General features: G+C 70.5%; 13 protein-coding genes. 7 read left to right on the top strand and 6 right to left on the bottom strand.

Annotation, left to right across the window (positions count from 1 at the left end):
• Positions 1 to 35: 35 nt before the first annotated feature.
• Positions 36 to 2,159, bottom strand: coding sequence for an NAD-dependent DNA ligase LigA (gene ligA, locus JEQ17_RS45985; RefSeq protein WP_234048628.1), 2,124 nt, complete (start codon positions 2,157 to 2,159; stop codon positions 36 to 38).
• 119 nt (positions 2,160 to 2,278) lie between these two features.
• Between ligA and JEQ17_RS45990 the strand changes: the two genes are divergently transcribed.
• Both JEQ17_RS45990 and JEQ17_RS45995 read left to right on the top strand, forming a co-directional pair.
• A complete protein-coding gene (locus JEQ17_RS45990) occupies positions 2,279 to 3,373 on the top strand; it encodes a sigma-70 family RNA polymerase sigma factor (protein WP_407700176.1) in 1,095 nt (364 codons plus the stop codon).
• 70 nt (positions 3,374 to 3,443) lie between these two features.
• Positions 3,444 to 4,226: an SDR family NAD(P)-dependent oxidoreductase gene (locus JEQ17_RS45995; protein ID WP_200400883.1), complete on the top strand. Its 783-nt coding sequence runs from the start codon at positions 3,444 to 3,446 to the stop codon at positions 4,224 to 4,226.
• 224 nt (positions 4,227 to 4,450) lie between these two features.
• On the opposite strand, the gene JEQ17_RS46000 is transcribed toward JEQ17_RS45995, so the two are convergent.
• Entirely contained in the window at positions 4,451 to 4,960 is a 510-nt protein-coding gene (locus JEQ17_RS46000) for a winged helix-turn-helix transcriptional regulator (protein WP_200400884.1), read from the bottom strand.
• Between the two features lie 128 nt (positions 4,961 to 5,088).
• Here JEQ17_RS46000 and JEQ17_RS46005 point away from each other — a divergent pair, with 128 nt between their 5' ends.
• Positions 5,089 to 5,874 (top strand): SDR family oxidoreductase, encoded by a 786-nt coding sequence (locus JEQ17_RS46005; protein ID WP_200400885.1) that lies wholly within the window; start codon positions 5,089 to 5,091, stop codon positions 5,872 to 5,874.
• Between the two features lie 38 nt (positions 5,875 to 5,912).
• A complete protein-coding gene (locus JEQ17_RS46010; protein ID WP_200400886.1) occupies positions 5,913 to 6,272 on the top strand; it encodes a nuclear transport factor 2-like protein in 360 nt (119 codons plus the stop codon).
• A gap of 54 nt (positions 6,273 to 6,326) precedes the next feature.
• Here JEQ17_RS46010 and JEQ17_RS46015 read toward each other — a convergent pair whose 3' ends face one another.
• The 3 genes from JEQ17_RS46015 to JEQ17_RS46025 form a co-directional block, all read right to left on the bottom strand.
• The gene (locus JEQ17_RS46015; protein WP_200400887.1) at positions 6,327 to 6,869 is read right to left on the bottom strand and encodes a hypothetical protein; all 543 of its coding nucleotides are present in this window, start codon (positions 6,867 to 6,869) and stop codon (positions 6,327 to 6,329) included.
• A 13-nt stretch (positions 6,870 to 6,882) separates the two neighbouring features.
• Entirely contained in the window at positions 6,883 to 8,964 is a 2,082-nt protein-coding gene (locus tag JEQ17_RS46020; RefSeq protein ID WP_200400888.1) for a SpoIIE family protein phosphatase, read from the bottom strand.
• Positions 8,965 to 9,268: 304 nt separating this feature from the next.
• Entirely contained in the window at positions 9,269 to 9,715 is a 447-nt protein-coding gene (locus tag JEQ17_RS46025; protein ID WP_200400889.1) for an ATP-binding protein, read from the bottom strand.
• 306 nt (positions 9,716 to 10,021) lie between these two features.
• Here JEQ17_RS46025 and JEQ17_RS46030 point away from each other — a divergent pair, with 306 nt between their 5' ends.
• From JEQ17_RS46030 to JEQ17_RS46040, 3 genes are all read left to right on the top strand, one after another.
• Positions 10,022 to 10,894: a helix-turn-helix domain-containing protein gene (locus tag JEQ17_RS46030; RefSeq protein WP_200400890.1), complete on the top strand. Its 873-nt coding sequence runs from the start codon at positions 10,022 to 10,024 to the stop codon at positions 10,892 to 10,894.
• Complete coding sequence (locus JEQ17_RS46035; RefSeq protein ID WP_143642426.1) at positions 10,891 to 11,142, top strand: DUF397 domain-containing protein; 252 nt, start codon at positions 10,891 to 10,893, stop codon at positions 11,140 to 11,142. Before JEQ17_RS46030 ends, JEQ17_RS46035 begins: the two co-directional genes overlap by 4 nt.
• 84 nt (positions 11,143 to 11,226) lie before the next feature.
• Positions 11,227 to 12,054: an SAM-dependent methyltransferase gene (locus JEQ17_RS46040; RefSeq protein ID WP_200400891.1), complete on the top strand. Its 828-nt coding sequence runs from the start codon at positions 11,227 to 11,229 to the stop codon at positions 12,052 to 12,054.
• 64 nt (positions 12,055 to 12,118) lie between these two features.
• Here JEQ17_RS46040 and JEQ17_RS46045 read toward each other — a convergent pair whose 3' ends face one another.
• Entirely contained in the window at positions 12,119 to 12,679 is a 561-nt protein-coding gene (locus JEQ17_RS46045) for a GNAT family N-acetyltransferase (RefSeq protein ID WP_200400892.1), read from the bottom strand.
• Between the last annotated feature and the right edge of the window lie 44 nt (positions 12,680 to 12,723).

The following is a 12,723-nucleotide window of genomic DNA, read 5'->3' on the forward strand; positions in this document are numbered from 1 at the left end:
CCGCCCCGAGCGAAGCCGGTCCGACGGGCGCGGGCTCAGTCGACGAAGTCGGCGACGAGCGCGGCGAACTCGTCGGGCGTGGCCAGCCGGACGCCGAGAGATTCGGCCTTGGCACGCTTGGATCCGGCGCCCTCACCGGCGACGACCATAGTGGTCTTCTTGGAGACGCTGGAGGAGGAGCGGCCCCCGGCGCGTTCGATGAGCTCGTTCATCTGGTTGCGGCTCAGCTTCTCCAGCGGCCCGGTCATCGCACCGGTGACGACCACGGTCATCCCCGCGAGCGGACCGGCCGCCGCCTCGGTCGTACTGCTGCTCTCCCCGCCCTTCGCCTCGACGCTCCCCTCGCTGTCGTCCTCGCCGCTCTCCGCGGCCGGCTGGGGCGGGGTCGCGCCGGGCTCGGTCATGTTCACCCCGACCGCGGCGAGTTTGTCGATCAGCGGGGCCAGTTCGGCCAGTTCGGCGACGATCGACGGGGCTTTCTCGGTGCCGATGCCCTCGACCTGCTGCATCGTTTCGGCGTCGGCGGCGCGAATGAGGTCCATCGTGGCGAAGTACCGGGCGATACGCCGGGACATGGACCGGCCGGTGCCGCGGACCCCGAGCGCGCACAGCACCCGCGACAGCGGTCTCCCCTTCGCCGTGTCGAGCCCGGCGAGGAGGTTGTCGGTGCTGGTCTCGCCCATCCGCTCCAGACCCAGCAGCTGGTCGCGGGTGAGGGAGAACAGGTCGGCGAGATCCTTGACCAGGCCGGCCTCGACGAGCTGGACGACACGCGTGTGGCCCAGGCCCTCGATGTCGAGCTGGTCGCGCCCTGCGGCGTACGAGAGGGCGGCGACCAGGTGACAGTTGCGGCCGTTCTCACAGCGCCAGCGCTGCTCACTGGTGTCGATGCCGGCCCCGCAGCGCGGACACACCTCGGGGAAGACGATGGGCTGTTCGGCACCGGTGCGCAGATGGGCGACGGGGGCCTCGATACGTGGGATGACGTCACCGGCGCGGTGAACCATGACGTGGTCGCCCAGGCGCAGATCGCGGCGGGTGATGTCGGCCGGATTGTGGAGTGTGGCATACGTGATGGTGGCGCCGTCGATCTCCACCGGTTCCAGCACCGCGCGCGGGGCGATGATGCCGGTGCGGCCGACGTTCCACTCCACCTCAAGCAGCCGGGTGATCTTCTCCACGGCGGGCAGTTTGTAGGCGATCGCCCAGCGCGGGGCGCGCGAACCGGAACCGGCGGCCTGCTGGTCGGCGGCCAGGTCCGCCTTGATGACGATGCCGTCGATCCCGAACGGCAACTCGGCCCGCAGCGCGGCGATCTCGCGCACCCGGTCCAGCACCTGCTCGGCCGTTTCCGCGGTGACGCCGGGCACGGCAGTGGTGGCGGTGGTGTTCACCCCGAGTTGGGCGGCCCGCACCATGAGGTCGCTGTGCGCGCTCCCGCCCAGCCGCTCCGCGAGCTCCGCCTCGGTGTCGGCAAGGGGCAGCAGGCCGTAGCCGAAGAACGTCATCGGCACCGTATAGGCGCGCTCCTTGGCCCGCAGCGTGCCCGCCGAGGCGCCGCGCGGGTTCGCGAACGGCTGCCCGCCGTGCGCGGTGCGCACCTCGTTGGCGTGCTCGAACTGGGCGGTGGTCATGAGGATTTCGCCGCGTACTTCCACATTCACCGGCTCGGCCAGCTCCTGCGGCAGGCCCTCGATGGTGCCGATCGCGTGCGACACGTCCTCCCCGGCCGTCCCGTCGCCCCGGGTGATCAACCGGTCAAGACGCCCGCGTGTGTAGCGGGCCGCGATCGCCAGACCGTCCAGCTTCGGCTCAACACTGAACTGCTCCACCTCGTGGCCGATGCGCCGGGCCAGTGACGCGGTCCAGGCGGTGAAATCCTCGGCCGAGAACACGTTGTCCAGGCTCAGCATCGCCACCGTGTGCGGCACATCCCCCTCCACCGCGCCCCCGGCGACCTTCCCGCTCGGGGAATCGGGCAGCACCTCGTCGGGATGCTCGGCCTCCCACGCCGCGATACCGCGCACCAACCGGTCGTAGGAGTCGTCGTCCAGCACCGAGGTGCCGCCCGCGTAGTAGGCGGCCGAAGCCTTCACCGCGTCCTCGACCGCCTGCGCGTAGGCGGCGGCATCCACGATCACTGCAGCTGGTGTTGTCATGCCCGTCATCTTGCCTCCCACCACTGACAACGCCCCGGTGTCGGCGTACCCGTCCATGCGTTCAGCCGCCTCGGCGAGCCCGCGGTGGATGCACGGCGGGGGCACAGCGCGATGGTCCGATCCGCCTCGCGCGGTATCCCGGCTGGCACAATGACGGCGCATCAGCCCCGAGACACCGCCGCCCGGGAGGCATCGTCGTGCCGCAGCAGACCGACACCGACTCGGGCTTCGCCGAGCTCCTGGAGCCGTACCGCCGCGAACTGCAGGTGCACTGCTACCGCATGACCGGTTCGTACGACGAGGCCGAGGACCTGGTCCAGGAGACGTTCCTGAAGGCCTGGCGGAGCCGGGAGGCGTACGAGGGCCGGGCGAGCGTACGCACCTGGCTGTACCGCATCGCCACCAACACGTGCCTGGACCACCTGCGCCGCCACCGGCGCACCCCGCACCCGTACGAGCGGCTGCCCGGCATGGAACACGGCAAGGGCGAGCCGCCGACACGGATCGAGTGGCTGCAGCCGTACCCCGACGACCTGCTCGCCGACATTCCGGCCGAGGAGGCGGGCCCCGAGTCGCAGGCGCTGTCGCGGGAGACGGTCGAACTGGTCTTCCTCGCCGCGCTGCAGCATCTGCCGCCGAGGCAGCGGGCGGTACTGATCCTGCGGGACGTGGTGGGCCTGCCGGCCACGGAGACCGCCGGGCTGCTGGAGCTGTCCACCGCCTCCGTCAACAGCGCCCTGCAACGTGCCCGGCCCGCACTGCGCGAGCACCTCCCCGCGGGCCGCCGCACGGAATGGGCTCCTGCGGCCGCGCCGACGCGGGAGGAGCGCGAGGTGGTCGAGCGCTACCGGGACGCGGCCGAGCGGCTCGATCTGTCCGCGATGGCGGAGCTGCTGACCGCCGACGCCAAGCTCACCATGCCGCCGAACCCGTTCTGGTTCGTCGGACGCGAGGCGATTCTCGCCTTCATCGGCCAGGCTCTGGACCCGGCCTCCCCGATGTACTTCGGCCAGTGGCGGCACCTGCCGACCTGGGCGAACGGGCTGCCGGCGGTGGGCGGTTACGTCCAGCGGCCGGGGACGACCGTCTACCGCGCCCAGAACCTGGACGTCCTGCGTATCGAGGACGGCCGCATCGCGGAGATCACCACGTTCGAGCCGCACCTGCTGCCGGCCTTCGGGCTGCCGCTGAAAATTTCCGAACAGGAGCGATGACTGACGCGCTCGCCGTGCGTCTGTATGGCCGACATCTTCGGATCACGACAACTGCGGACCAGGAGCCATCATGCTGCTGCAGGACAAGAACGCGATCATCTACGGGGCCGGCGGGAGCATCGGCGGTGCCGTCGCCCGGACCTTCGCCCGCGAGGGCGCCCGCGTCTTCCTCGCCGGACGGACGGCCGCCAAGCTGGAGGCGGTGGCCAAGGACATCGAGGCGGCGGGCGGCCGGGCGCACGCGGCCGTGGTCGACGCGCTCGACGAGCGGTCGGTGGAGGAGCACGCCGACACCGTGCTGGCGGAGGCGGGCTCGGTCGACATCTCGTTCAACCTCATCACCCGCAACGACGTGCAGGGCACGCCCGTGGTGGACATGTCGGTGGCCGACTACACCGCCCCGGTGACCAACGGCATCACCACCAACTTCATCACCGCCCGGGCCGCGGGCCGCCGCATGGCCGAGCAGGGCTCCGGAGTGATCCTCGCCCTCAACAGCGGCTCCGCGCACGCCAGTCCGATGATGGGCGGTACGTGTCCCGCGGACGCGGCGATCGACACGCTGATCCGCGCGCTGGCGCAGGAGCTCGGCCCGAAGGGCGTGCGGGCGCTCGGGCTGTGGGTGGCCGGAGTGCCGGAGACCCTGACACCGGAGAAGCTGGGCGCCGTGAACCCCGCGATGGCGAGCCCCGAGGCGTTGCGGGGCATCCTCGACACGCTGGACGGCCTGCGGATGCTTCCCGCGTCACCGCGGCTCCAGGAGGTCGCGGAACTGGCCGCGTTCCTCGCCTCGGAGCGGGCCGGGGCGGTCACCGGAACGTGGGTGAACGGGACCGCGATGTTCACGAGCTGAGGCGTCCGGCCCGAGCTGGGGCGCCCGGCGAACGAGGTGGCTGCCGGCGTCTGAGGACGTGGCGGCCGGTGGGGGCTGATCGCGCGGTTCCCCGCGCCCCTGAAGGGCGACGCCGAAGGGAGCGGTTCCCCGCGCCCCAAAGGGGCGCGGGGAACCGCGTGGCCCGCCCCCCCGGCCGCGCGCCGAACCCACCCGAGCCCCCCGCCGTGCGCCCTCGCCTCGCCTTACGTCTCCTCCGCCGCGCTCCCCGGCCGCGTCGCGTAGCGGCTGCGCATGGCGTCGCCGGCCGCCGGCCCCGCCGCGAAGACATAGTCGTCGCTGTTGTCGAGCCGACGGCCGGTCCGGGCGTCGACGACGACGGGCTCGACCTCCTGGCCGCTGTGCGCGTCGACCAGGATCATGCTGCGCTCCGCCGCGGGGAGACGGGAGTTGCCCCACGCGGCCAGGGTGACGATCACCGGGCGCAGGGAGTACCCGAGTTCGGTCAGTACGTACTCGTGGCGCACAGGGTTGGTCTGGTAGGGCCGGCGCTCCAGCAGCCCGTCCTCCACGAGGGTCTTGAGCCGGGTGGTGAGCATGCTGGAGGAGATACCGAGGCTCTCCTGGAACTGGTCGAAGCGGGTGTAGCCGTCGAAGGCGTCATGGAGGATCAGCAAGGTCCACCACTCGCCGACGTGCTGCACCGTCGTGGAGAGCGGGCACTCCCGGTCCTCGAGCCTGATCCGGCTTGCCACGGCGACCGTCCCTTCAGTTACTGCTAAAGTCGAAGTTAGTAGCTTCTATTTTAGCAGTTGAACCGGGAGTGGCGGTGCACCATGCCGACCCCCGGACCTCGCATGCCCCCACCCGGAAGTGGAACACCGTGACCACACCCCTCAGCGAATCCCTGGAAGACCGGCGTGCCCTGGTCACCGGAGGCACCAAAGGCACCGGGGCCGCCATCGCCCGACGCCTCGCCCAAGCCGGTGCGACCGTGCTCGTCACCGCCCGCAGCCGCCCCGACGACGTCGAGGAGAAGACCTTCGTCGGAGCCGATCTGTCCACCGCCGAGGGGGCCGCCCACGTCGCCGCGGAGGTGGACGCCCGTCTGGGAGGCGTCGACATCCTCGTCAACACGCTCGGCGGCTCCGAGGCACCGGCCGGCGGCTTCGCGGCGCTCGGCGAGGACGACTGGACCAGGGAACTGAACACGAACCTGCTGGCCGCCGTCCGTCTGGACCGTGCCCTTCTGCCGCACATGATCGCCGGCGGCAAGGGTGCGATCGTGCACGTCACCTCGATCCAGCGCCGCATGCCGCTGTGGAACGGAACCCTGGCCTACGCCGCCGCTAAGGCCGCCCTGACCACCTACAGCAAGGGCCTGGCCAACGAGGTCGCCTCAAAGGGCGTCCGCGTCAACTCCGTATCGCCCGGCTTCGTCCAGACGTCGGCCGCCGACGACCTCGTCACCCGGATCGCTCGCGAAGCAGGCATCACCGAGGAAGCGGCGCTGGGCCGGCTCATGGACTCCCTCGGCGGCATCCCGCTCGGGCGCCCCAACCGGCCCGAGGAAGTCGCCGAACTCGTCGGCTTCCTCGTTTCCGACCGCGCCTCGGCCATCGTCGGCGCCGAGCACGTCATCGACGGCGGCACCACCCCCACCGTCTGATCCCGTCACCACCTCTCACCCCCTCCACAAGGAGTGCCATGCACGACAACGAGCCCCGGACCATCGCCCTGGACGCCCTGCCCGAGGTGATCACCCGCTATCTGACGGCGCACCGCGCCCACGACACCGCCACCGCGGTCACGGCGTTCACCGGCGACGCCACGGTGGTCGACGACGGCAAGACGTACGAGGGCGCCGCAGCGATCGAGGGGTGGCTGGGCGGAGCCGCCACCGAGTTCACCTACACCGTCGAGCTCACCGGCGCCCGGCAGACCGACGCGCACCACTACATCGCCACCCAGCACCTCGAAGGCGACTTCCCCGGCGGCACCGTCGATCTGCACTACCGATTCACGCTCCGCGACGGCCTCGTCGAACGCCTCGTGATCGAACCCTGAGTCGAGGACTCGTCGCTCGCCGTCCCTTGCCGGACTGTGCCCGCCGCGTCCGCGTCAGCCCTTGGGGCGGTGTCCTGTCGCGACGAGTGCCTCGCCGAGAAGGCGAACCGCCTTCGGGCCGACTCCGTGCATGGCCAGCAGCTCGGCCTCGCTCAGTTCGGCGACCTGGGCGAGCGTGGTGATGCCGACGTTGGCGAGCGCCCGTGTGGCGGGACCTCCGATGGCCCTGGGCAGGTCACCGACCTCACCGGCGGCCGCCGTGTCCGCGGCTTGTGCCTGCGCGGCGAGCCGCTTGGGTGCGTGCGCGAGCCAGGCGCGACGTACCCAGTGGTTGAGCTGCTGACCGTTGATGTCACCGATCGGAAGGCGTACGCCGATGGGCGTCGTGCCGCGGGTCAGCCGCTCGGCGGTCGGGTGCGCGGCAAGGACCTCGTCCGCGTCCGCCGCGGGAAGGTGAAGCTGCACATGGCCGTCCTTGCCCAGCGCGGCGAACCGCTTGTCGCGCACGGTGAACGACTTCGTGCCGGGGCCGGTGCTCCGCTCGGCCGTCCCCGGGAGCGAGAGCGCCGTCCTGCGCAGTTGGGCGAGGCTGGTCATGGGCGAGGGATCCTTACGCCTGTGGCTGGGCGCGGGCGATGAGCAGGGCCACGTCGTCGTGGTTGTCGGGGTGGTGCAGGGTGCTCAGGAGCAGGTCGCAGACGTCTTCCAGGGGGCGTGTGGGGTCGCCGAGGAGGCCCAGGAACGTGTTCAGACGGTCGTCGAGGTCGTGCTGGCGCGTTTCGACGAGCCCGTCGGTGTAGAACACGAGCTGGTCGCCGGGTTCGAGGTCGACGGTGGTGGTGGAGAAGGCGACGCCGCCCACGCCCAGCGGCGCCCCGGTGGGCAGGTCGAGCAGTTCGGGAGGGTGGCCGACGCGGATGCGGGCCGGCGGCAGGTGCCCGGCATTGGCGATCCTGCACTGGTGCTTGTGGGGGTCGTAGACGGCGTACACACAGGTGGCGATGGACTCGTCCAGGCCCCCGGTGGTCTTGTCGAGGTGCTCCAGGAGCCGGGCGGGATCCAGGTCGAGCGCGGCCAGGGTGCTCGTCGCGGTGCGCAGTCGGCCCATGGTCGCGGCCGCGTTGATGCCGCTGCCCATCACGTCACCCACGACGAGCGCGGTCTTGTCGCCGTCCAGGGGGAGCACGTCGAACCAGTCGCCGCCCACCTCACCGGCCGCTCCCGCGGGCTGATAGCGGGAGGCGACCTCCAGACCCGCGGTCATCCGCGGATGGCTGGGCAGCAGACTTCGCTGCAGGGCGACGGCGGTGTTGCGGGCGTTCTGGTACCAGCGGGCGTTGTCGATCTGCACCGCCGCACGGGACGCCAGTTCGCGGGCGAGCACGAGGTCGTCGTTGCTGAAGGGCAGCGGGTTGCGCGTCCGCTTGAGGTCCAGGGCACCGAGCACCTCGCCGCGCGCGACCAACGGCACCGCCAGGTACGAGTGGACGCCCGCCCGGCCCAGGAGCACGGCCGCCTGGGGGTCCTGGGCGATACGGAGCAGGTCTTCGTCCTTCACGTGCGACACCATGACCGGGCTGCCCGTGCGTATGCACTGCGTGACGAGGCGGTCGGAGCCGTACCGGGCCATCCGTCCGCGAGGCGCGGCCTCGTCGGGGGCCTCGGTGTCGGCGTGATCGGCCCGGACGGCCAGGGTGCGGATCAGGGTGGGCTCCGTGGGGCCGAGGTCGCTGCGGCGGCCTTCCACCACTGCCTCCAGCAGGTCCACGGACGCGATGTCGGCGAGCTCGGGCACGGCGACGTCGGCGAGTTCACGGGCGGTGCGGTCCAGCTCCAGCGTGGTGCCGATGCGGGCGGAGGCGTCGGCGATGACGGTGAGGCGTCGTCGCGCCGTCTCCGCCTCGATCGCCGAGCGGTGCCGCTCGGTCACGTCGACGACCGAGACGGCGACACCCAGCACGGTCTGCAGGGAGTCCTCCAGCCGGTAGTACGAGGCCGACCAGGCATGGTCCTCGTCCGGATCGGCCGGGGTCCGGCCGATCGTGGGCTGTTCGACGACAGGGACACCCGTATCCAGGACTTGGCGCGCCGCGGACTCTATGGCCTCGGCGTCCAGGAACGGCAGGGCCTCGCGGATCGTCCGGCCGACGTGGTCCGCGGCGGTGATGCCGTTGATCCGCTCCAGGGCCGGGTTGACCGACACGTACCTGAGGTCCCTGTCCAGGACGGCCAGTCCGATCGGGGACTGCGAGACCATCTGTACGGAGAGCGCCACATCCCGTTCGAGGCGGTGCACGGTCGACTGATCGGCGGCGAGCCCCAGGGCGTAGACGCCACCGCGGTCGTCCAGGAGCCGCATGTTCCGGAACTCCACGAGCCGCGTCGTGCCGTCCTTGTGCCGGACGGGAAAGCCGCCGGCCCAGCCGCGACCGGTGTCCATGACGTCGGTGAACAGCTTCACGGCCAGGTGGACGTGCTGCTCGTGCACCATCAGCCGGGCCGCGTACTCGCCCAGGGCCTCCCGTGCCGTGTAGCCGAACAGCTCCTCGGCCTGCGGGCTCCACAGCACGACGCGTCCCTCGGTGTCCAGCACCACCGAGGCCACGCCCAGCACATCCAGCAGCGCGCTCGGCCGTAACGGCCCGCGGACCCGTTCGTCGTCCTCGGACACGGGAATTCCGGCTGCGCTCATTGCAGGCACCGCTTTCGCCCGTTTACGCGGCACGCCGTTCCCTGTGCCGACTGTCCCCTGTTCTACCGTGCCCACCGTTTCCTCCGGTGCCGTTCTCGTCTGCCTTCACCATCTCCCAACACAGCAGTGGTTGTCCGGCGAAGACGTCACGGAAATGGCAGGGAGATCCGGGAGTGGGGGACCGCGCCTCCGCGCGGGCCACCACTCCGACAGCGTGATCAGGGGCCTCAGGTGTCACAGTGGTTACTGACCGCATGGGAAAGGTCGCGGGCTGTACGGACCTCGGGGTGCGCTTCGGGTGGGTTCAGGCGCCGTCGGTCAGGGTCGCCCAGACCGCGTGACCCCCGGTGAGCGTGGAGCGGTCGACCCCCCAGGTGTCGGCCATGTGCTGTACGAGGAGCAGCCCGCGGCCATTCTCGTCGTCGGGGCCCGGATCGCATCGGGGCAGAAGGCGGCCCGTGCGGTCCTGGTCGTGCACCTCCAGGCGCAGGCCCCCCTCCGCGATGAGCCCGACGCCGCACAGTATCCGCGTACTGACCGTGTGGAGTACGGCGTTCGTGGTCAGCTCGGACAGGAGCAGGACGGCGTCATCACGCAACTCGCAGGGCAGGCGCCACGCGGTGAGCCGCTCGCCCAGCGTGTTGCGGGCGATCTTGACGCTGGCCCGGTGCGCCGGCAGTTCGAGCCAGTGGGCTGTGTCCGGGTTCGTGGAACCTAAGAGCCGAAGGGAGGGAGTCGTGTGGGGGGACACGGTTATTGCCTTCCAACAAGGAGGAGCGCTGGGAGAGTTGGGGGTCACGACCTTCGGCTCCGTCCGGCGGGGTGTTCCGGCGGCCTGCGGTCCGAACGCTGAGGTGCGCCAACTCCACGGGGCGTGGCGGGTGTTGACGACGATGCGCGCGCGTTCGGTGGGATCGCTCACAGAACTAACTATGCTCGTAGCTCAGTTCACGCTGCAACCGTCTCCCTGATAATTTCAGCAAGGCGGTATCTGTCTGGTGGCATCAGCAAGTCGATGTCAGACTCGTACTGGTGACAGTTCCTCAGGAGGTAGGGCGTGAGCGAAGCTCGTTCGGGCGTCGGCACCAGTGCACCCACCGTTCTCCGCATGATCCTGGGCAAGCGACTGCAGGAACTGCGGCAGAGCGCGGGAGTGTCGCTGGACGACGCGGCGAAGGCCCTGCACGTCAAGCCGCTGACCATCCGCAGGCTGGAGAAGGCGGAGGTCGCGCTCAAGACGCTCTACGTCGAGAAACTGCTGGAGACCTACGGGGCCGCGAAGCAGGAGGTCGAGGAGTTCGTCGTCCTGGCCGAGCGGGCCAACGAGCCCGGCTGGTGGCACGCGTACCGCGATGTGGTGCCCGACTGGTTCAGCGCGTACGTGAGCCTGGAGACCGGCGCCAAGACGCTGCGCACCTATGAGCCGCACTACGTCACCGGGCTGCTGCAGACGTACAACTACGCGCGTGCCGTGCTCCGAGGGGGCTTCCCCAACGAGAGCGACGAGGACCTGGGGCGGCGGGTCGATCTGCGGCTGCGCCGGCAGGGCCTGCTGGAGAGACCCGACGCGCCCACGTTATGGGTCGTGATGGAGGAGACCGTACTGCACCGGATGGTGGGCGGTGCCGAGGTGATGCGGGAGCAGATCGAGCGGCTCCTGGAGGTCTCGGAGCTGGAGCATGTGAGCGTCGACGTCGTGCCGTTCACCGCGGGGGCCCATGTCGGGGCCTGCGCCCCCTTCACCTACTTCCGGTTCGAGGAGCGGGAACTGCCGGACATCGTCTACAGCGAGATCCTCTCCGCCTCCGTGTACCTGGACCAGCGTTCCGACGTCGCCGGTCATCTGGAGGCACACAACCGGATGTCCTTGCTCACCTCGTCCGCGGACAGCAAGGCCCTGTTGAACCGCATGCGCAAGGAGTACTCATGACCACCACCGACGGAAGTGTGTACAACGGAATGCCCGCGTCGGAACTCGGCGAGCAGGGCTGGGAGCGTCCGTGGAGCGGCCCCAACGGGGGGCAGTGCGTGGAGACGAAGCAACTCGCCGACGGCCGCGTGGCGTTGCGCCAGTCGACCGATCCCGCCGGTCCCGCGCTGATCTACACACCGCAGGAGATCGCCGCGTTCGTCGCCGGCGTCAAGAAGGGCCTCGCCGATCATCTGGCGGCCGGCTGAACCACACCACGAACGGGCAGAACCCGGGTCGGCCCTGGCTACGACCCGCCCGGCACGCCGACGTACACCACTGAAGGGGCAAGAATGAGCAACTCCCAGGCCGCGCGGGACATCGACACCAGCAGGCCGCACTCGGCCCGCATGTACGACTACTACCTGGGCGGCAAGGACCACTTCGACATCGACAAGCAGGCGGCGGAGACGGTCGCGGCGGCCTACCCCGGCATCTTCGTGTGCGCCCGCGAGAACCGGGCCTTCATGCACCGCGCCACCCGGGTCCTCGCACGGGAGCACGGCATCCGCCAGTGGCTCGACATCGGCACCGGCATCCCCACCGAGCCGAACCTCCACCAGGTCGCCCAGAGCGTGGTCCCCGAGGCCAGGGTTGTGTACGCGGACAACGACCCCCTCGTCCTCAAGTACGCCGAGCGCCTGATGCGCAGCACCCCCCAGGGCCGCACCACGTACATCGAGGCGGACGCCAACGACCCCGAATCGCTCCTGAACGCCCCCGAGCTGGCCGAGGTGCTGGACCTGGGCCGACCCGTAGCGCTGTCCCTGAACGCCCTGATGCACTTCGTCACCGACGCCCAGGACCCGTACGGGATCGTCGGCCGCCTGCTGGACGCCCTGCCCTCCGGCAGCGCCCTGGCCCTGAGCCACTGCACGCCGGACTTCGACCCGCCCACCTGGGAGAAGGTCACCGCGATCTACACGGGCGCGGGCACGCCCGTGCAGTTCCGTTCCCAGAAGGACGTGGCCCGCTTCTTCGACGGCCTCGACCTTCTCGAACCCGGCATCACCGTCGGCCACCGCTGGCGCCCCGACGCACAGGATGACAACGCTGCCACGGAGCACGCTCCGACGGACGCCGAGGTCAGCCTGTGGACCGGCGTGGGCGTCAAGCCGTAGCCGGGGAGCGGACGGCTGGGCGACTGGATGAAGTTCGGTGGGGGCCACCGCGTTCCACGGACGCCTAGCGCTGTCGCTGCCACTCGGTCCGGGTGAGTTCGTACTCGACCTCGCCGTGCTCCGAGCCCGCGAGCGCGTCCGGCCAGTCCTGGGTGAAGGTCCGGACGAAGGACAGCCCCGCCTTCTCCATCACCCGCCGGGATCCCGTGTTGACCGTCATGGTGTTCGCGGTGACCCGCTCGACTCCGAGGTCGGTGAAGCCCTTGTCGATGAGGGCCCGCGACCCCTCGGTGGCGTAACCGCGGCCCCAGGCCGCCTTGTTGAGCCGATAGCCGAGTTCGACCACGGCCGGGCTGTCCTCGGCCAGCGGCCTGAACTCGAACCAGCCCAGGAACAGTCCGGTGGCCTTCTCCTCGGCGGCCCAGTAGCCGCGGGTCCCGAGGCCCGGATGGTCGTGCAGGAGCCGCGGCAGGGTCTTCGCCCGGATCTCCTCGCGGCTCACTGGACGGCCGCCGTTGATGAAGCGCATGACGTCGGGGTCGCCGTCCAGCGCGAGCAGCTGGTCGACGTCGGCGGCGGTGAACGGCCGCAGTACGAGCCGGTCGGTCTCCAGGAAGATGCCCATGCCGTGATGGTCACCGCCACCGGACGGGGCCGCCACCGGATTTC

The organism is Streptomyces liliifuscus, assembly GCF_016598615.1.
GTDB classification, from domain to species: domain Bacteria; phylum Actinomycetota; class Actinomycetes; order Streptomycetales; family Streptomycetaceae; genus Streptomyces; species Streptomyces liliifuscus.

What these genes read in the sequence shown, in the direction of transcription:
- ligA (WP_234048628.1), bottom strand. Translation starts at nt 2,159, where the DNA reads ATGACAACACCAGCTGCAGTGATCGTGGATGCCGCCGCCTACGCGCAG.
- JEQ17_RS45995 (WP_200400883.1), top strand. Translation starts at nt 3,444, where the DNA reads ATGCTGCTGCAGGACAAGAACGCGATCATCTACGGGGCCGGCGGGAGC.
- JEQ17_RS46010 (WP_200400886.1), top strand. Translation starts at nt 5,913, where the DNA reads ATGCACGACAACGAGCCCCGGACCATCGCCCTGGACGCCCTGCCCGAG.
- JEQ17_RS46015 (WP_200400887.1), bottom strand. Translation starts at nt 6,869, where the DNA reads ATGACCAGCCTCGCCCAACTGCGCAGGACGGCGCTCTCGCTCCCGGGG.
- JEQ17_RS46020 (WP_200400888.1), bottom strand. Translation starts at nt 8,964, where the DNA reads ATGAGCGCAGCCGGAATTCCCGTGTCCGAGGACGACGAACGGGTCCGC.
- JEQ17_RS46035 (WP_143642426.1), top strand. Translation starts at nt 10,891, where the DNA reads ATGACCACCACCGACGGAAGTGTGTACAACGGAATGCCCGCGTCGGAA.
- JEQ17_RS46040 (WP_200400891.1), top strand. Translation starts at nt 11,227, where the DNA reads ATGAGCAACTCCCAGGCCGCGCGGGACATCGACACCAGCAGGCCGCAC.
- JEQ17_RS46045 (WP_200400892.1), bottom strand. Translation starts at nt 12,679, where the DNA reads ATGGGCATCTTCCTGGAGACCGACCGGCTCGTACTGCGGCCGTTCACC.